This window comes from Gemmatimonadetes bacterium SCN 70-22 (assembly GCA_001724275.1).
Lineage (GTDB): Bacteria > Gemmatimonadota > Gemmatimonadetes > Gemmatimonadales > Gemmatimonadaceae > SCN-70-22.
This window is the reverse complement of the sequence record MEDZ01000008.1, coordinates 56,428-74,743: the sequence shown is the minus strand read 5'-3', so window position 1 is coordinate 74,743 and position 18,316 is coordinate 56,428. Positions and strand designations below refer to the sequence as shown.

Below are 18,316 nucleotides of genomic sequence, written 5' to 3'. Positions count from 1 at the left end.
CGCGACCCCCGTGGGGCAGCCGTCCGTGCGCGCCCCGCGCGAGTACGAACCCGTCGACGCCCGGACGATCCTCCTCGTCGGTCTCGCCATCATCCTGGCCGCGGCCGCCGCGCTGGCCGCGCAGCTGCTCACCGCGCTGATCGGCCTGGTGACCAACCTCGTGTTCCATGGCCGTGTCGCCACCTCGCTGGTCGCGCCGGCCAGCGGACATCCGGGCCCCGCCGTGGTGCTGCTGACCCCCGTCGTCGGGGCGATCCTGGTGGGCATCATGGCGCGCTACGGTTCGGCAGCCATCCGCGGGCACGGGATCCCCGAGGTGATGGAGAGGGTGCTGTTCGGCGAGAGCCGCATCCCGGCACGAGTACTGGTGCTCAAGCCGCTCTCGGCCGCCATCGCGATCGGGACGGGGGGGCCGTTCGGGGCCGAGGGGCCGATCATTGCAACTGGCGGAGCGCTCGGCTCGCTCGCGGGACAGTTCCTGCGCGTCACGAGCGACGAGCGCAAGACGCTCCTGGCCGCCGGCGCGGCCGCCGGGATGGCGGCAACCTTCGGCAGCCCGGTGAGCGCGGTGCTGCTGGCGGTGGAGCTCCTGCTCTTCGAGTACCGTCCGCGGTCGCTGATCCCCGTGGCCATTGCCGCGGCGGTGGCCACCGGCGTCCGCGCCGTCTTCCAGGGGACGCAACCGGTGTTCGGGATGCCGACGGTGGCGCAGCCCGGGATGGTCGCGCTGGGCGTCTATACGGCCCTCGGCGTGGCCATCGGCATCCTGGCCGCCGCGATCACGCGCGGCACCTACGCCATCGAGGATGCCTTCGAGCGCCTGGGCCACCGATTCGGCATTCACTGGATGTGGTGGCCGGCCATCGGCGCCGTCGTGGTCGGCGGGGTCGGGCTCATCGAGCCGCGCACGCTGGGCGTGGGCTACGACAACATCACCGGCGCCCTGGACGGGAGCATCGTCGGGCGTGCGTTGATCGTGCTGGTCGTACTCAAGTTCGTGTCGTGGGCCATCTACCTGGGGAGCGGGACTTCCGGCGGGACGCTGGCGCCGCTGTTCACCATCGGCGGCGGGCTGGGAGCCTGGCTCGGGGCGCACCTCGCGCGCATCGCGCCGGGACTCGGTGTCGACCCGCGCGTCGCGGGGCTCGTGGGGATGGCGGCCATCTTCGCCGGGGCGTCGCATGCCCTCCTCGCCTCCATCGTCTTCGCCTTCGAGACCACGCGCCAGCCCATGGGGCTCCTCCCGCTCCTGTCGGGGTGCGCGGCGTCGTGGCTGGTGTCGCTCCTGCTGAGCCGGAACTCCATCATGACCGAGAAGCTGGCGCGGCGGGGGACGATGGTGCGATCGGAGTACGCGGCCGATCACCTGGCGCACGTGGTCGTGCGCGACGTGGCCCCCCGCGACGTCGTGACGCTGCGCGCAGACGACGAGCTGGCCAGCGTTCGCCAATGGCTCGCGGGCGGGGCGGGCGGGGCGACGCACCAGGGGTTCCCGGTGCTCGACGACGAGTTGCAGCTGGTGGGAGTCGTGACGCGCCGCGACCTGCTCGATCCCTCGCACGACGACGCGCAGTGCGTGCGCGCGGTGATCCGGCGGTCGCCGGTGGTCGTCTACGAGGACAGCACGCTGCGCGATGCGGCCGACCAGATGGTGCTGGAGCGGGTGGGACGCCTCCCCGTCGTCCGTCGCGAGGCGAGGCGCCAGGTGGTGGGGATCATCTCGCGAAGCGACCTGCTGACGGCGCACGCACCGCGGCTCGAGGCGGCGCATCGGGCGCACCGGGCACGGCGCTTTCCGTGGCGGCGGGAGCGGGGCGCGCCCTCGGGTGGGTGACGTGGGTGGGTGACGCCGGCTGGGGCGAGGCGCGCGAGATCGTGCTGCGTCACGGGTGGAACGCCGTCGCGTACCAGATCCTCAACCCCGGCATGCGTCACTGGTTCTCGCGGGAGCGCGATGCGGTGGCCGGGTACGTTGCGTTCGCCGGCGTATGGGTGGTGGCGGGGGCCCCCGTCTGCACGCCCGAGCGGCTGCCGCACGTGGCGATGGAGCTCGAGGCGACGGCGCGCTCGCGCGGCGATCGTGTCCTCTTCTTCGGCGCCGGGTCGCGACTGGAACACCACTACGCCGCCAGTGGCAACCGCTCCATGGTGCAGCTGGGCGCCCAGCCCGTGTGGGATCCCGCCGGGTGGGCGGCGATCGTCCGGGGCAAGCGGTCGCTGCGAGCCCAGCTCCATCGAGCGCGCAACAAGGACGTGCGGGTCGACGAGTGGTCCCCGTCACGCGCGCGGGCGTCGGGCGCGCTGCGCGACGTGCTGGCGGCGTGGCTCGAGACGCGTGGCCTCCCCCCACTCGGCTTCCTCGTGTCGCCCGACCTGCTCGACACCCTCGACGATCGCCGGATCTTCGTCGCGTCGCGAGGTGCGTCGGTCGTCGCCTTCCTCGTCGCGACGCCGGTCCCGGCGCGCCAGGGGTGGCTGGTGGAGCAATGGCCGCGGCGCCCCGAAGCGCCTAATGGGACGACGCACCTGATGGTGGATGCGGCGATGCGCGCCTTCGCGCTCGATGGAGCCCGGTACGTCACGCTCGGCCTCGCCCCGCTGGCCGAGCATGCGGGCGTGACGTTCCAGGGGCAGCCGGCATGGTTGCGCGGCGCGCTGCACTGGGTGCGGGCGCACGGACGGCGATTCTACAACTTCGCGGGCCTCGAGGCGTTCAAGGCGAGCCTGCAGCCGACGCTGTGGGAGCCCATCTTCGCCATCGCTCCGGGGACTCGCTTCACCCCGGGGATGCTGCGCGCGGTGGCCGGTGCCTTCAGCGGCGGCTCGCCCGAGCGCCTGATGGCACGGGCGCTGGTGATGGCGATGTGGGAGGAGCGGCGGCGGTTGCGACGGACGGTTTCCGGGCGCCCCCCTTGACCCTCTACCATGGTATAGGGTGTAACGTCCCGACGAACCGGTAATCCGAGGGATGAAGACATGCATACGAATGGCTGGCGACGCACCGCAGCGATCGGGGGAGTCGCACTCGCGCTCGTCGCGCTCGCTCCCCGCAATGCGTTGGCGCACTGCGACACGATGGACGGTCCCGTGGTGACTGCCGCGCGCGGGGCGCTGGAAAGCGGTTCCGTCGAGCGGGTCCTGATCTGGGTGCGCCCGCAGGACGATGGAGAGATCCGGCGCGCCTTCGAGCACACGCTCGCCGTCCGCAAGCTGGGAGGCGAGGCCCGGCTGCTGGCGGACCACTTCTTCTTCGAGACGCTCGTGCGACTGCACCGTGCCGGCGAGGGTGAGCCGTACACGGGGCTCAAGCCGGCCGGGATCGATCATGGCCCGGTGATCCCGGCCGCCGACCGCGCGCTGGCAGCGGGTTCGGTCGAGCAGCTCGAGTCGGTGCTCATTCATGCCGTGCGCGACGGGTTGCGGGCGCGGTTCGACCGGGCGACGGCGGCGAAGCGATTCGCACCGCAGGACGTGGAAGCCGGGCGGGCCTTCGTCGCGGCCTACGTCCCGCTCCTCCACTACGCGGAGCAGCTGTACTCGCTGGCGGCGGGCGAGGGGCACGAGGATGCACACGGTGCCGCTGCGCACGGTGCGGCGGCACACGGTGACGCGCACACGTCGCACCCTCCGAAGAAGCCCTAGGTGTCGTCGCCGAAACGCCGATGGCGCGTTCCGCCACAGGTGGTGATCATGTGGCGATCCCCGAAGGATGGAGCGCGCATGGCGGCGATGCGGATCGGCGAGCTGGCTCGGCGAGCGGGCGTGAACGTGCAGACGGTGCGGTACTACGAGCGGCGGGGGCTGCTGCATGACCCCCGCCGCCACGCCGACGGCTATCGCGAGTACTCCGAGGGTACGCTGGATCGGTTGCGCTTCATCAAGCGCGCGCAGGAGCTGGGCTTCACCCTGGCGGAGATCGCCGAACTGCTGGCCCTGCGACTGGACCCGGGAAAGACGGCCGCCGACGTGAAGGCGCGGGCGGAAGCCAAGATCACCGAGGTCGAGGGGAAGCTGCGCGACCTGGAGCAGATCCGGCACGCGCTCGTGCACCTGGCGGGGCGCTGCCGTGGCGGGAAGGGACCGATGGGGGAGTGCCCGCTGTTGGAGGAGCTGGGGCGGATCGGTTGAACCACTTCCCGATGGCGCTCGGGACAGGTGGGCGAACGCGTCGGGGAGCGGCGATGTGGCCGTGAGCGATGTAGCGGCGATGTAGCGGCGACGTAGCGGCGGCCACTGCTTGCGCCGGGAAGATGATGCATCGTGCCGGTGCCGTCGTTCTCCCGGCGTGGAACGACAGCTGCAACGATGCCTGTCGCCGGCCGACCCAGCGCCGAGGCCGCCGCGAGCGACTTGCGCGAGCCGCCGTCGGTGGCGATCCTCCGCCCCGATGGTCCGATACTCGTCCAAACACGCAACGCAGCCGCCCTCCCTGCACATCGGCTCGCCGGACTCGGACTCGTCGCCCTGGCGGTGTCGAGCGGCCGCCAGTCCGCGTCCCGGGTCGCCTGGCTTCCGTCCCCGGAGTCCGGGCCGGCACGTGTCGGACGCCTCTCACTCACCGCGTCACTACCTCCGCGGCCGGGCCGGCGTCCGGATGGCTCAGGGCGCGCCGGCGTGACGCGCCGGTGGTCTGCCGCGCTCGGGGGGCTCGCCGCACTTCTGCTGCTGCTCGCCGCCGCCAGCGCACGACGCACGCACGAGCCGGCGCCCCCGGATCTCGTACTCATGGGTGGCCGTGTCTTCACCGGCGATCCGCGCCAGCCGTGGGCGGAAGCGGTGGCGATTCGCGGGGACAAGATCGCCGCAGTAGGCACGAGCGCGTCGGTCGGCGCCATGGCCGGAGCGCGCAGCCGGCGAATCGCGCTGGACGGGCGCGTCGTCGTGCCCGGCTTCAACGACGCCCACGTTCATCTCGGCGCTCCACTCCCCGGCGTGGCGTTCCAGACGAGTGACGTCCCCGTTCCCGATCCTCCGCTCGAGCAGGTCCTCGATTCGCTCGCGGCGCTCGTGCGTCGGACCCCTCCCGGGACGTGGCTCCGGACCGGGATCGACGCGGCGATCCTGGACGATCCGCGTGCCCGCCGCGCCGCGCTCGACTCCGTCGCACGCGCGCACCCTGTCTGGCTGGCTGCAAACACCGGGCATGGCGTCGTCGTGAACAGCGCGGGCCTCCGAGCGCTCGACATCAGCGATGACGCGCCGGATCCGGTCGGCGGCTTTTACGAGCGCGAGGGCGCACCGTACCCGGGGCGTGGCCAGGGGCGTCTCACCGGTTTGCTGCACGAGTACGCCGCCTGGAACGCGGCCCGCGCGCTGCGGTCGCGGCAGCCGGACAGCGTCCTCGTCGCCGCCTTCCGGCGACATGCGGCCCACGCCCTGCGCCACGGCATCACGTCGATCCAGAACATGGCGGACGCGCTCGCCCCGTTCCTCAACCTGCAGTTCGCGGTGACACATCCCGACAATCCGCGAGAAGGGCTCACGATGGAGCAGGCCGTGGCCGCGTACACGCGCGGCAGCGCGTACGCCGAGCACGCGGAGCGCGTGAAGGGCACGCTCGCGCTGGGGATGCTGGCAGACCTGGCCGTGCTCTCGCGCGACATCTTCGCTACGCCCCCGGCGGAGCTGCCCGGGACGACGAGCGTCCTGACCATCGTCGGCGGTGTGGTGGTGTACGACGCCCTCACGGGTCGGGCGAGGTCCGGCGGGGTGCGTTAGGCGTCCCCGCCGCCGCGCGCCGCATGTGGGTGCGCGATGCGTGGGAGCGCCCAGGTGGCGTGCTCGCGGACGAGCGGGTCCTCGGCGTCGCGCGCGCGTGTGAGCACGTCGACATCCTCCGGCGTGCCGGTGTTGCCCAGGGCGACGGCGGCGTTACGGGCGAGCCCGCGCAGCTTCGCTCGCTTCATCGGCGAGCCCTTGAAGGCGCGGCTGAATTCCTCTTGCGACATCGCCAGGATGCCCCGCGCCAGGGCCCGGGCGTCCTTCCCCGACAGCGGCTCGCGTGGCCGGTACGGTGAGTCGTGCGGTAGTGCCCGCGCGAACTTCACGTTCCATGGACACACCTCCTGGGAGATGTGCCGGTATACCCGTTTTGAGATCCCTCTCGCGACCGGGGCGCGAACCGTAAGAAAAGCAACGGATTAGGCCGATTGCTCCCCCTCACTTCTGAAGGGGGGGAGCGGCATGGCCAGGCCGCCTCTTGGAGTGGACAGCGGAGTCGGCCCCTCTCATTGACACAGCAACATTAGTTGATGTATCGTTCAGGCGTGACCACCGCGACTCGACCGTCCACCGATCTCGACCGCGCCGTGACGCTCTTCCACGCGCTGTCCGACGCCACGCGCCTCTCGATCCTCGAGATGCTGCGGGACGGGGAGCGGTGTGTGTGCGACCTGCAGGACGAGCTGGACGCAGCCCAGTCCCGCCTCTCGTTCCACCTGCGGGTGCTCCGCGAGGCCGGCCTCGTGACGGACCGGAAGGAGGGACGGTGGTCGTACTACAGCATCGTGCCGGAGGCCCTGGCCGAGGTCCATGACCTGGCGGTCGGGATGCAGCCCCGAACGGGCGCGCTGCCCATCCGGGCCGCGAAGTGTTGCGGGTGACCGGCAACGCCGATTTTTTTTGTCCCCGATACATCAACGTTTCTTGATACTCTGCCACTGACGAGGCTGACCATGAGCACCGATTCGCAGGCCCCGACGAAGGTCCCGACCACGCTGGAGGAGATCCGCGCGACGGTGCAGGCGCGCTACGGCGCGACGGCGAAGGCGGTCGCCGCGGGAGCGGGGGCCGCCTCGTGCTGCGGACCGGCGACCGAGTCCAGCGGCTGCTGCGGCTCGACGAGCGAGTCGTGGGATCCGATCACCGCCGACCTGTACGAGGCCGGCGAGACGGCGGGGCTCCCCGCCGAGGCGATCCTCGCCTCGCTTGGCTGCGGCAACCCCACGGCGCTCGCTGAGCTGCACGAAGGGGAGGTGGTCCTCGACCTCGGCTCCGGCGGCGGCATCGACGTCCTGCTCTCGGCCAAGCGCGTCGGCCCCACCGGCAAGGCGTACGGCCTCGACATGACCGACGAGATGCTCGCGCTCGCGCTCGAGAACAAGGCGAAGGCCGGCGCCACGAACGTCGAGTTCCTGAAGGGGCACATCGAGGCGATCCCGCTTCCATCCAATACCGTGGACGTGATCATCTCCAACTGCGTGATCAACCTCTCCGGCGACAAGCGCCAGGTATTGAAGGAGGCGTTCCGCGTCCTCAAGCCCGGCGGCCGCTTCGCGGTGAGTGACGTCATCACCCGCGCGGGGCTGCCCGAGGCGGTGACGGAGAACATGGCGCTGTGGACCGGCTGCGTCGCCGGTGCGCTCGAGGAGCAGGAGTTCACCGACCTGCTTACGGAAGTCGGCTTCGAGCACCCGAGCATCGAGCCGACCCGCGTCTACTCGCGCGATGATGCGTCTGCGCTGCTCGCGGGGACGGGACTCGACCCGGCACTCGCCGACGAAGTCGACGGGAAGGTCATGAGCGGCTTCGTGCGGGCGACGAAGCCGGGCGCGCCGGCACGCACGCAGAAACCGCTGCGCTCCCTCGCCTCACTTGGAACTGCTGCCGGTGGCGCGTGCTGCACGCCAGGCACTGACTGCTGCTGAACCAGGGCACCCTCTCATGACACCGAACATCATCTCCGACAGCGTGCCGCACCTCCGCGCGGCCGCGTCTGCGGACCTGCCCGCCGTGAGCGAACTCTTGACCGCGAGTAGCCTCCCGCTGGACGGCGTCGCAGAGGCGCTTCCGACCTTCGTCCTCGCCGAGGTGGATGGCGCCGTCATCGGCGTCGCGGGCCTTGAGGTGTGCTGCGACAACGCCTTGCTCCGCTCGGTCGCGGTGCGCCAGGAGTGGCGCTCGCACGGCGTCGGCCGTGCGCTGGTCACGCGCGTGATCTCGGACGCAGAGGCGCGCGGCATTCATGCACTCTACCTGCTGACGACGACGGCCGACCGGTACTTCCCGAGCTTCGGCTTCACGCAGATCACGCGAGACCAGGCCCCGGAAGACGTGCGCGCGACCGCGGAGTTCCGGAGCGCGTGCCCGGCGTCTGCCACCGTGATGGTGCGGGCGTGCAGGACCTCGACGGAGGCGGCGTGACACACGTGACCGCGGCGCCGCCACGCTACGACGGCTCGCCTGGGGAGGCGGAGGCGCCGGTCCTTCGCCGCCTCTCGACGCTCGACCGCTTACTCCCGCTCTGGATCTTCGCAGCGATGGGCCTCGGGTTGCTGCTCGGTCGCATCTATCCCGACCTCGGCACAGCGCTCGATCGCGTGCAGGTGGCCGGCGTCTCCGTACCCATCGCCGTCGGGCTCTTGTGGATGATGTATCCCGTGCTCGCGAAGGTGCGCTACGAGACCATCGGGCGGCATGCGCGCGACACGAAGCTCCTCGGCACCTCGCTCGTGCTCAACTGGGTCGTGGGTCCGCTCCTGATGCTCGGCCTCGCCTGGCTCTTCCTCCCGGACCTGCCGGAGTACCGGAACGGGCTCGTGCTGATCGGCCTCGCGCGCTGCATCGCGATGGTGCTGATCTGGAACTCCCTCGCCTGCGGGTCAGGGGAGCTGGCCGCGGTCCTCGTGGCGCTCAACTCCGTCTTCCAGATTCTCACCTACTCCGTGCTGGGCTGGCTCTTCCTCACGGTCGTTCCCGGCTGGCTCGGCGCCGATGCAGCGGCCCTCGACGTGTCGATGGGTGAGATCGCGCGGAGCGTGGGGATCTTCCTCGGCGTGCCGCTCGTCGCGGGCTACCTCACGCGGAAGGCCCTGGTCCGGTCGAAGGGACTCGCGTGGTACGAAGGCACCTTCATGCCGAAGTTCGGGCCGACCGCTCTCCTCGGGCTCCTCTACACCATCGTGCTGATGTTCGCGATGCAGGGGCATCGGATCCTCGAGCTGCCGCTCGACGTGCTCCGGATCGCCCTGCCGCTACTCGTCTACTTCGGCCTGATGTTCGGCTTCGCGTTCTGGTTCTCGCGGCGCCTGGGGTTCGACTACGAGAGCACCGCATCGCTCAGCTTCACCGCGGCGGGGAACAACTTCGAGCTGGCCATCGCCGTCGCCGTGGCGACCTTCGGCATTGGCTCCGGCGAGGCGCTCGCTGCCGTGGTGGGGCCTTTGATCGAGGTTCCCGCCCTCGTCGGGCTCGTCTATGCCTCGCTCTGGGCGCGCCGGCGGTTCTTCGCCGAGGACGCGGCTGCCAAGAGACCGGCGGTTGCACCAACCCTCACCCGCTAGGACCGCAATGCGCTACGCACTCATCTCCGACATCCACGGCAACATCGAGGCACTCGACGCCGTGCTCGCGGACATCGACCGCCGCGCCGATGTCGATGCGATTCACCACTTGGGGGACCTGGTCGGCTACTCGAGCAAGCCGAACGAGGTGGTGGCGCGGCTCCGCGAGCGCGGCATCGCCGGCATCGCGGGCAACTACGACTCGACGGTCGCGACGGGCTACAAGCACTGCGGCTGCAAGTCCGAGAGTCCGCGCCAGGAGGACCTGGCGCACGTGAGCTACGAGTACACGCGTCGGACCTGTACCCCCGAGACGAAGCACTGGCTCGGCGCCCTCCCGTTCTCCCTCGACCTCCGTCCCCTGGGCGGCCACGCCGCGGGGCCGCGGCTCGTGCTCGTGCACGGGACGCCGACGCTCAACACCGTGTATTGGACCGTGGACCGGAGCGACGACTTCTGTCGGAAGATGGCGGCGGTCGTCGGGCTCAAGGCGGGTGACGCCATCGCGTTCGGGCACACGCACAAGCCGTGGCATCGCGTCGTGGACGGGATCCACTTCATCAACACCGGCAGCGTGGGGCGCCCCAAGGACGGCGACTGGCGTGCCGGCTATGTGCGGCTCACGCTCGGCACGAACGAGCCTGCGGTCGAGTACGTGCGCGTCGAGTACGACATCGCGGCGACCGCTGCCGGCGTGCGCGCGGCCGGGTTGCCGGAGGACTTCATCGAGTTCCTCCAGACTGGCGGCAGGCCGAACGTGACTGCTCCACACGCGTGACAGCAGGTGGGCATGATCTGACGTCTCAGGTCTGGGACGTCGTGGTGATCGGCGGCGGTCAGGCAGGGCTCGCAACCGGCTTCTACCTGCGACGGAGCGGGTTGCGGTTCGTCATCCTCGACGAGCAGTCCGCGCCCGGCGGGGCGTGGCAGCGTGCGTGGCCGTCGCTCCGGCTGTTCTCCCCTGCCCAGTGGTCGTCGCTCCCGGGGTGGCTGATGCCGCGCGACCGGGATGCGGGCGCCGACGAGTACCCGACGCGCGACCAGACCATCGCGTACCTCGCCGAGTACGAGCGCCGCTACGCGCTGCCGGTCATACAGCCGGTGCGGGTCGAGGCCATTCGCAGGGCCGGCGAGGGGTTCGTACTCGAGACGTCGGCTGGCGCGGTACAGGCGCGCGCCGTGGTCAGTGCGACGGGGACCTGGGCAAGTCCCGTAGCGGTGGACGTGCCGGGCCGCGGCACATACCGTGGTCGGGTACTCCACAGCGCCGACTATCCGGGACGGGATGCCTTCATCGGGCAGCGCGTCGTCGTCGTGGGTGGCGGCAACTCGGGCGCACAGATCGCGGCGGAGCTGGCGGACTGCGCAGATGTCACGTGGGCGACCCGGGAACTGCCCACCTTCCTTCCCGAGTACGTGGACGGCCGGTACCTCTTCGAGCAGGCCACCGCGCGCTACAAGGCAATTCAGGAGGGCCGCACGCCCGACCCGCCCCGGAGCCTGGGTGACATCGTCATGGTGCCTCCTGTGCGAGCGGCGCTCGCGCGGGGCGTCCTCCACGCGGAGCCGATGTTCACGCGGTTCACGGCCGACGGGGTGGAGTGGCCTGATGGCCGGGCGGAGGCGGTGGACGCGGTGATCTTCGCGATCGGGTTCCGTCCCGCGCTCCGGCACCTCGCTCCGCTTGGTCTCGTTGACGCACGAGGACGCGTGGCGATGGCCTCCGACGGGGGAGGCACCCGCGTCGCCGACGCGATCCCGCTATGGCTCGTTGGCTACGGCGACTGGACGGGGTTCGCGTCAGCGACCTTGATCGGCGTGGGCCGCTCCGCGCGCGCGACGGTGGAGGAGATCATCCAGCTGCTGAACTCGAGATCCGCCTAGCGATCTGCGAGATCGCCCATGCGGCGTGCTCGCGCACGAGCGGCTCCTCGTCATCGAGCGCACGTGTGAGCACATCGACATCATCGCCACTGCCAACGTTGCCGAGCACCGCTGCCGCATTGCGCTTGAGCCCCCGCAGCTTCGCCCGCTTCATCGGCGACTTGCGGAACGCGGCGGAGAACTCCTCCTGCGACATCGCGAGCAGCTCGCGCGCGAGCGTTCTCGCATCGCGACCCCGCAGAACGTCACGCGGCTTGAACGGCGAATCCTCCGCCAGCTCCCGTGAGAACCGCACGTTCCACGGGCACACCTCCTGGGAGGTGTGCCGGTATAACCATTTCCGAATCCGCCTCGGGACGGGAGCGCGGACACTCGCCAAGCACAGGCGCAAGTAGTGGAGGCGCCTTCATTTGCCGTGAGTTGTCGTCGCTTCGTTTCACGCGCACAGGCCCCTCGGTCCGGGAACATTCCCATGGGCGGAGCGCGGCCGGCAGCTTCGCTACACGAGCCGATTCGCCGTCGACGGGCACCAGATGGCCGTAGGACCGGCGCATGTCATGGCCGCGCGCGCCGTCCCGGGACCGGACGCCGGAGAACTGCGCGTAGCTCGCGCAGCGGCACTCCGAAGCTGACGCACAAACGTTCAAACAGGTCGGGCCGGATCACGAGGTCGGCGCCCACGCATGCGGCCGGCTCGGCGAAGAGTGCCTCACCGTTGCGCACCCACCAGGTTCGAAGCGCGACCGCCGGGCTCTCTTGATCATCGCGCCAGACGAGCGGTCCGCCGAATTCAGGTGCCGCCACGTGCAGCAAGTCGACCAAGGCTGCAGGCGGCACCAGCACGTCCGTGTCGCCCAGCCAATCGGTGACACGGTCCAGCCCCACCAGGGGCCCCTCTGCCCGGGCCAGTGCGACCGACGCCCGTCCCCCTCCGAACTCTCCGTCTGGGGACCACCAGTCCTGGGCATCGCCGTCCACGAATGGCACGGCGCCGGGCGGCACCGCCCGGCCGAGCGGGACCGCTACGACCCCCGCGAGCACTGTGATCTCCTCGGTCGGCCGCCCGTACGGGGCATTGGGGTCCGGCAGGTATCGCCTCTCCAAGTACGCCAAGCGCGTCCAGCCGGCGTAATACGGGTCATCGTCGCCCAGCACCAGAGGAAGCGAGACGCCCTCGGTTACGGTCTCGGCGGCGGGCCAAGGCGGTCGCGGCGCCCGGCTCGCGGCCAAGCCTAGGTGCAGACGCACGTCGGGCAGTGCACGCCGCACCACGGCGTCCTCAAGCCCGAGTGCCCACTGCCCGGTGCTCCACAGGTGTGCGGACAGGCCGCACGACGCCTCGTGGAGCGCCACCTGAAAGAGTTCCACCTCCCACGGCACGATGGGCGTGCGCGGGTGCGCATCGCCGTCGCGCCCCTCGGCGAGCCGGTAGCGCGCATGCGCCCGCTCGCGGTGGTCGCCCTCGGTCAGCAAGGCATGCAGGCGTCGCACGACGCGGTCTGGCAGCGCTGGCCAGAGCGACTCCAGGTCGTCCAACACCCGCCCGGTATCGAGTGTCCTGAGAGCTCGGTGCCGTGCCGCGTCGATCGCCGGCAGCCCCGTCGTCCCGGTTGCGGCGCCGCCGGAACTCGGCTCGGCTGCCGCAGGCCGACCCGCCCGCTCGAGCAGCGCGGCCGCGAGACGTCGCGCGCCCCACAGGTCGCAGGCGGCGTAGCCGCGCAAGACCTCGTCGAGGGCGGTGGTGATCGGAAACGGCGCCGGCTCAGCGCGGACGAGCGCCTCCAACGCGAGCAGCACGGCGGTTACCGGCGTGTTCCGTCCGAGCCACCAGCGCATCGGCGCGGCGACCGCGTCGGGGCGGCGCGCGATCGCATCGACGACGCCGGTGAGCGCCTGCACCTTCTGCGCGAGCCGCGGGTCCCCGAGGCGGGCGAGCAGCACCGCCATCAGCGCCTCGTCGACGGACCAGCCGTCATCCGGCCAATCGGGCTCCCGCTCGTCTCGTAGCGGCGCGAACCACCCCTGCGCCGGGACGAGCGGGAGCCGGTGCCGAATGACCGCTAACGCCTCGCGCCACGCCGCCTCCGCCGTCTCGGGTTCACCCCACGCAGCGAGGCGCTCCACGAGGTGCCGCGTGATCCCGCTGCTGTACGTGCTCTCGCGGAGGGCGTACGCCACCTCGTCCGCGATGACCTGACGCGCCAGATCCGGGTCGAGCGTGATGGCGCGGTCGATCAGATAGCCGTGGGTCGTATCGCCGAGGCGGTGCCACCCGTTGCCACCGCGCGTAGCCGTGAAGGCGAGGGCGTATGCGATCGCCGCCGGCCCCGGATAGCCGCCTGCATCCAAGGCATCCGCCAGCGTCCCGAGCGGATGCACCTGGCTCGACCCCCAAGCCCCTGCGTCCCGGGCGAAGAAGCGGAGTAGCCGCCCGACGTCGTCCTCCCGTCCGTCGTCGACGAGCTGCCCGAGTCGATAGCCGAGGGAGAGCGCCACGTGCTCCGCACCCCCGGGCTCGTCCCAGCGACGTGAGGCCGCCGCCCGTCGGAGTCCCGCGAGCAGGTCGACCAGGGTGGGGTTCGGGACGAACGGCGGCTCGCGGAGGCCCAGCGCGCGGTCTACCTCGTCCGGTCGAAAGCGCCTCGACCCGTGCCCCGTGGGCGAGGAGAGTCCGCTAGGGGGCCCCGACGCAGCGGACATGCCGGCGGCCGCGCTGTCGCGCGCGATGCGCGGGACGGAGAGCCCGTGTTCTTCCGCGACGGCAACGACGCGGGCCGCCGCAGTGGTGGCGTCGCGCCGCCCGTCCCCCGTCACCTCGGCGGCCACTCGCCGGAGCGCCCGAACCGCTCGCGGACGATCCGTATGGAGCAGGCCGAGGACCGGTGCCAAGCGGGCGTCGATGCGCTCGAGCGCGTCGTGGTCGTCCGCCTCGAAACGCAGCGTCGCGAGCACGGCGTCCACGAGCCCGGGGTCTCCCGCCCCTCTGGCGGCCGCGGCGGCGTGTTGCACCGCCAGTGCGTTGACCCAGCCGCTCGGGTCGTCCTCCTCCACGAGTGTGCGGGCGAGGACCGCGAGGCCCGCCGGTATCCGCGCCGCCAGCACGCCGCGGAGCCACGTATTGGGCGCGTGGTTGGTCGAGCGGCCGTCAGTGTGCGCGACGACGGCGTGTACGAGCGGCTGCGTGTCCGCGAGGGCGCGGAGCGCGCGCTCGGGCGAGTGCGCGAGAAGGGCGGATGCGCCTTCGATGATGTCGTAGATGGTCACGTCCTTCCGCCATCCGTACGCGCCGAGGTACACCGCGCCGCGCGCCCACGCCTCGCGCGCGCCGGCCACATCGCCCGCCGCGTGCCGCGCGCGCGCCAAGCGCATCGCGTACTCCGCATGGGTCGGGTAGTAGGTGCCGTTCGCCTCGAGGGCTGCCACCAGGCGCTCGATTGTCGCCCGCACGTGGGCACCCCCGACGGGATCTGCCGCGTGCGGAAGCAGCACCTCGAGCACGGTGCCCGTGGAGAGCGGCCCACCATCCTCCCGGTCCATGCGCGTGGACGTCTCACCGGCGGCGAGGGCCAGCGCTGTCAGAGCGTCTCGCCACTCGGCGTCCGTGCACAGGAGCCGAAGCCCCCGCGCGATGCTCTCCTGGATGACCAAGCGGATGGCCCAGAGGTCGCACGCCCGAGGCTGCCCGCGGAAGGGGTGGACGTCACGTGTGAGCTCTGCGAAGGCGCCGCTGACGTCGGCGGCCTGCCCGGCGTAACGCGCGGCCTCCGCCCGCGAGAGACCCAAGACGAAGCGGAGCCAGCAGCGATACCAGCCGACCCCTGTGACGCGCCGCCACTCTGCCTCGAGGGTCGCCGGCCCGCCCGCAGGGTCGGCGGCGGCGAGACGGACGGCGGCGACCCAAGCGCGGACGCCGGCCGCGTCGTGCAGGTGGACGTCGGGGCCGACGGCGATCGGGAGCGCAGCCGGATCGACCGCCGCGCCAGGGTGGGGTGACCACACGGGGGGCTGGCCGGGGTCCGGCTCGCCGGCGCTGTACGCCACACACGCCGCCGCCAGCGCTGGGGTGTCCGCGTCTGGGAACGCGCGGCCGGCCGCCGCGCGCGCTGCCGCGTCGTCGCCGGCGCGCGCGAGTTCGTCCGCGAGGCCAAGGCGGAGCACAGCCGCGGCCCGCCGGCTCAGGCGCGGGCCGCCGGGGCGAGTCGGATCTGCGCGTTGTGCCATCCGCTCGACCAGCTCCGGGCCCAGCATCCGCGCCATGCGGGCCGCCAGTTGCCGGACGAAGAGCGGCTTGAAGCGGTCGCCGACCTCCGCGAGGTAGGTGAGCAGCCGCCGGGCGACCCCACGCCACTCGCCGAGCCGGATGCGCCCGTGCACCGCGGCGAGGTCAATGGCCTCCGTCGAGGTGAGGCTCCCCTCGGAGTCCGACAAGCCAGACGGGTTTGCGTTCCCGCGCGCGCCCGCGTCGTACAGCGCGAGGTATTCCTGCCACGGTGCGATCCCGCCCGCGTCGTCGACGAGCGCGCAGGCGTAGAGCCCGTCGGACGCGGACTGCGTGGGTCGGCCGTCGAACAGGAGGCGCTCGGCCAGGGCGGTGGGGCCGAAGAGCGTCAGGTAGGTGGCCCAGTAGTCGCGCCAGTCGTTCTGGGACTCGTCGAAGCAGGTGTACGCGGCGCGGTGCAGCTCGACGCAGCGCACGAGCGCCGGCCAGTCGCGGCGCTCGGCCGCCACGTCGGCGGCGAGGGCGAGGTTCCGCTGGACGGCGTCGGCCGCATGCGCCTGGGCGACGCTGTCGGAGACGAATGCCGCGTCGACGCGCACCAGGATCTCGGCGCCCCGGTCGGCGCGGCGGAGCGCCGGCAGGAGGAAGCGGTACGCTTTCGCGTCGGCATAGAACCCACGCGCGGTGAGCCAGTCGATCACCGGGCGGAGCGCGTCGGCTGGGGACCGGCCCTGCCGCGCGAGCTCCTGCGTCATGAAACGGCGGAAGCTCTCATGGAAGATGCGGAAGCCGCCCTGGCCGGTCGCCACCGTCAGGATCGACGCGAGCTGTGCGAGCGCCGGCGGTAGCCAAGCCCCGACGAAGGCCGGCACCATCTCGCGGAGCTCGGATTCGGTGACGGAGAAATCGATGACGCCGAGCAGATCGGCGATGACCTGCGCCTGCGCGCTCGCGCTGCGGTAAAGGTGCGCGTAGTAGACGGCCACGTCGCCGCCGGTCGCGGGCGCTGCGTCGAGCCACTCGTCCGGGGACGCGATGGTGCCGTCCTGCAGGCCCGCCACCAGCCCGCGTGCGAGGTAGTGCGCGTACAGGGGGAGCCCGTCGGCCCGCTCGGCGAGGGCGCTGCGGACACGCGCCATGTCGCCGGCCGACGTGACGCCGACCGCGGAGAGGGCGCGCGTCAGTCCTTGGCGGTCTGCCAGCGCCGCCAAGTCGGCCGGCAGCCACGGCGGCACCGTCCGCTCGAGCAGCGCAGTGCCCCACCGCTCGCGGAGCGGCTCGAGGTGACGCCCGGGCTGCGAGCCGATCACGAGCGCCACGCCCGGCGGCACTTGCGCCGTCGCCAGGCGCTCGACGATGTCGGTCTCGGCGTCCCCGAGACGACGGGTGTCGCTTCGCACGCGCGCGATGTGATCGATACCGTCGACGATCAGCACCACCGGGCGCCCGGTCGCCGCCGCGCGCGCCAGAGTCGCCTCGAGCTCGCCGAGGCCCGCGGCATATCGGGCGCCGCCGGCGCCATGGAGCGACGGGTCGGCGTCGAGCAACTCCCCGAGCAGGTTGCCGAAGAACACGTCTGTGGTCACCCGCCGCTCGACGAGCGCGTCTCCGGGCTCGAGGTAGCAGTAGTGCCGTGCGACGATGGCGCCGGCCGCAGTCAGCTCCTCGGCGAGCCGGGTCAGTTCCCACGACTTCCCGGCGCCCGGGGGTGCGATGACGAGCTGGTGGCCGCCGGCGAGCGCCGTGGTTCGTAGGGCCTGCCGGAACGTCGGCCGGTCGTGGAACAGCGCGGCGTCGAGGGGGAACGCCTGCGCCACGCGGCCGAAGTCCACACGGATCTCCAGCTCCCGCTCGACGTCGCTCGGCGTAAGCGACCCTTCCTGCGTGCGAGCAATCGTGGCGAGCGCGATGGCGAGCGCCGCAACGTCCGAGGGCGCGCGGCCGTGGTTTGGGTAGCGACCGATGCCTACCCGTTCGGCGAGCTCTTCGACGAGTGCGCGCTCGAACGGGCCCGGCGCGGTTAGTTCCGTCGACGCGACGGGGAGGGCCAGTTCGATGATGAATCGCTGGCAGAAGTCGAGCAGTTCGGCGCGGGTGATCGGCGCGACCGGCGCCGCGCCACCGGCGGTGCCCGCATCGGCGCTCGCTGCGGTACCCGAGGCTGTGGGCGGGGTGAGCGGCGCCCAGATCGGGCTCGCTCCTGTTGGCCAGATCAGCTCGGCCTTGAGCCGGAAGCAGCGGATGGGCCAGCCGACTAGCGTAGGCGGGGCCGTAATCGGTTCGAGCAGCGCCGCGAGCGGATCGCCCGCGTCGGGCGGCGCCCACGTGGCGCACAGCCGGTACTCGTCGGCCGGCGAATCGCCGGCCCGAGTGTGCGTGCGCACCAGCCGGTCGATGCGGAGGCTTGAGGCGGTCGCCGTGAAGTCCTGCGCGCTCAGCGGCCGCGCCGCGTCCTGGCTCGACTTGAACTGTCGTCGGACGCGCCGGCCCGCGGCGCGCACCTCCAGGTCGTCGAGGCGATCGTCGTCCACGACCTTCCGGTCGACGATCACCGCATCGTAGCGCTCGACCATCGCGCGGACGAGCATGTACGCGGTCGCGATGTCCTGGTACCAGTACCCACGGTGTGCCGGCTGGAGGTTGCCCCGACGCAGACTCATGGTGAAAAGAATGGGCAGTGTGTCTGGCGATGGGGAGGCACCCTGACGTCGACGATCGCGACGGGGCGCTTGCCGGCGAGGCTCGCGCGTGGGGGAGGCTCGGACGGGGGCCGGGTGGCCGTGCGTCCCGCAAACGTGCCTCCGGTGCCGACCATATCACCTAGTGGCTTGCTTTGGGAAGGCCGGGCGGCGCATTGCATCTCGTTGAGTGGCCACCGGTTGCAGATTTGGTCTGGCGTTTCCTCGCCCCGTAGTAGACTATCCTCCGCGTA

General features: G+C 71.7%; 14 protein-coding genes. 11 read left to right on the top strand and 3 right to left on the bottom strand.

Annotation, left to right across the window (positions count from 1 at the left end; genetic code table 11):
- Nucleotides 1-10: 10 nt before the first annotated feature.
- The 5 genes from ABS52_06055 to ABS52_06035 all read left to right on the top strand — a co-directional run bounded on the left by ABS52_06055 (nt 11) and on the right by ABS52_06035 (nt 5,718).
- Complete coding sequence (locus tag ABS52_06055) at nt 11-1,834, top strand: chloride channel protein (GenBank protein ID ODT04229.1); 1,824 nt, start codon at nt 11-13, stop codon at nt 1,832-1,834.
- Nucleotides 1,798-2,916 carry a hypothetical protein gene (locus ABS52_06050; GenBank protein ID ODT04210.1) on the top strand — a complete coding sequence of 373 codons (1,119 nt, stop codon included), beginning with the start codon at nt 1,798-1,800 and terminating at the stop codon, nt 2,914-2,916. Before ABS52_06055 ends, ABS52_06050 begins: the two co-directional genes overlap by 37 nt.
- A 60-nt stretch (nt 2,917-2,976) precedes the next feature.
- The gene (locus ABS52_06045; GenBank protein ODT04209.1) at nt 2,977-3,642 is read left to right on the top strand and encodes a hypothetical protein; all 666 of its coding nucleotides are present in this window, start codon (nt 2,977-2,979) and stop codon (nt 3,640-3,642) included.
- Nucleotides 3,643-3,720: 78 nt separating this feature from the next.
- Nucleotides 3,721-4,128 carry a hypothetical protein gene (locus ABS52_06040; protein ID ODT04228.1) on the top strand — a complete coding sequence of 136 codons (408 nt, stop codon included), beginning with the start codon at nt 3,721-3,723 and terminating at the stop codon, nt 4,126-4,128.
- A 597-nt stretch (nt 4,129-4,725) separates the two neighbouring features.
- Nucleotides 4,726-5,718 (top strand): hypothetical protein, encoded by a 993-nt coding sequence (locus ABS52_06035; protein ID ODT04208.1) that lies wholly within the window; start codon nt 4,726-4,728, stop codon nt 5,716-5,718.
- Here the strand turns inward: ABS52_06035 and ABS52_06030 are convergent.
- The gene (locus tag ABS52_06030) at nt 5,715-6,047 is read right to left on the bottom strand and encodes a hypothetical protein (GenBank protein ID ODT04207.1); all 333 of its coding nucleotides are present in this window, start codon (nt 6,045-6,047) and stop codon (nt 5,715-5,717) included. The genes ABS52_06035 and ABS52_06030 overlap by 4 nt on opposite strands.
- 204 nt (nt 6,048-6,251) lie before the next feature.
- On the opposite strand from ABS52_06030, the gene ABS52_06025 reads away from it, so the two are divergent.
- The 6 genes from ABS52_06025 to ABS52_06000 all read left to right on the top strand — a co-directional run bounded on the left by ABS52_06025 (nt 6,252) and on the right by ABS52_06000 (nt 11,165).
- Entirely contained in the window at nt 6,252-6,602 is a 351-nt protein-coding gene (locus ABS52_06025) for a transcriptional regulator (GenBank protein ODT04206.1), read from the top strand.
- A 72-nt stretch (nt 6,603-6,674) separates the two neighbouring features.
- Nucleotides 6,675-7,646, top strand: coding sequence for an arsenite S-adenosylmethyltransferase (locus ABS52_06020; protein ID ODT04205.1), 972 nt, complete (start codon nt 6,675-6,677; stop codon nt 7,644-7,646).
- Between the two features lie 16 nt (nt 7,647-7,662).
- On the top strand, nt 7,663-8,142 hold the full coding sequence (locus ABS52_06015; GenBank protein ID ODT04204.1) for a hypothetical protein: 480 nt from the start codon (nt 7,663-7,665) through the stop codon (nt 8,140-8,142).
- Between the two features lie 5 nt (nt 8,143-8,147).
- Nucleotides 8,148-9,281 carry an arsenical-resistance protein gene (locus tag ABS52_06010; GenBank protein ID ODT04227.1) on the top strand — a complete coding sequence of 378 codons (1,134 nt, stop codon included), beginning with the start codon at nt 8,148-8,150 and terminating at the stop codon, nt 9,279-9,281.
- Between the two features lie 7 nt (nt 9,282-9,288).
- Nucleotides 9,289-10,059 carry a hypothetical protein gene (locus ABS52_06005; GenBank protein ODT04203.1) on the top strand — a complete coding sequence of 257 codons (771 nt, stop codon included), beginning with the start codon at nt 9,289-9,291 and terminating at the stop codon, nt 10,057-10,059.
- Between the two features lie 17 nt (nt 10,060-10,076).
- A complete protein-coding gene (locus ABS52_06000) occupies nt 10,077-11,165 on the top strand; it encodes a pyridine nucleotide-disulfide oxidoreductase (GenBank protein ID ODT04226.1) in 1,089 nt (362 codons plus the stop codon).
- Here ABS52_06000 and ABS52_05995 read toward each other — a convergent pair.
- Together ABS52_05995 and ABS52_05990 are read right to left on the bottom strand one after the other, a co-directional pair.
- Entirely contained in the window at nt 11,134-11,475 is a 342-nt protein-coding gene (locus ABS52_05995; GenBank protein ODT04202.1) for a hypothetical protein, read from the bottom strand. The genes ABS52_06000 and ABS52_05995 overlap by 32 nt on opposite strands.
- Nucleotides 11,476-11,720: 245 nt before the next feature.
- Nucleotides 11,721-18,044: a hypothetical protein gene (locus ABS52_05990; GenBank protein ODT04201.1), complete on the bottom strand. Its 6,324-nt coding sequence runs from the start codon at nt 18,042-18,044 to the stop codon at nt 11,721-11,723.
- Nucleotides 18,045-18,316: the final 272 nt, after the last annotated feature.

Coding starts and splice junctions, on each gene's coding strand:
- ABS52_06045 (ODT04209.1), top strand. CDS start 2,977: ATGCATACGAATGGCTGGCGACGCACCGCAGCGATCGGGGGAGTCGCA.
- ABS52_06040 (ODT04228.1), top strand. CDS start 3,721: ATGGCGGCGATGCGGATCGGCGAGCTGGCTCGGCGAGCGGGCGTGAAC.
- ABS52_06035 (ODT04208.1), top strand. CDS start 4,726: ATGGGTGGCCGTGTCTTCACCGGCGATCCGCGCCAGCCGTGGGCGGAA.
- ABS52_06025 (ODT04206.1), top strand. CDS start 6,252: ATGTATCGTTCAGGCGTGACCACCGCGACTCGACCGTCCACCGATCTC.
- ABS52_06020 (ODT04205.1), top strand. CDS start 6,675: ATGAGCACCGATTCGCAGGCCCCGACGAAGGTCCCGACCACGCTGGAG.
- ABS52_06015 (ODT04204.1), top strand. CDS start 7,663: ATGACACCGAACATCATCTCCGACAGCGTGCCGCACCTCCGCGCGGCC.
- ABS52_06005 (ODT04203.1), top strand. CDS start 9,289: ATGCGCTACGCACTCATCTCCGACATCCACGGCAACATCGAGGCACTC.
- ABS52_05990 (ODT04201.1), bottom strand. CDS start 18,044: ATGAGTCTGCGTCGGGGCAACCTCCAGCCGGCACACCGTGGGTACTGG.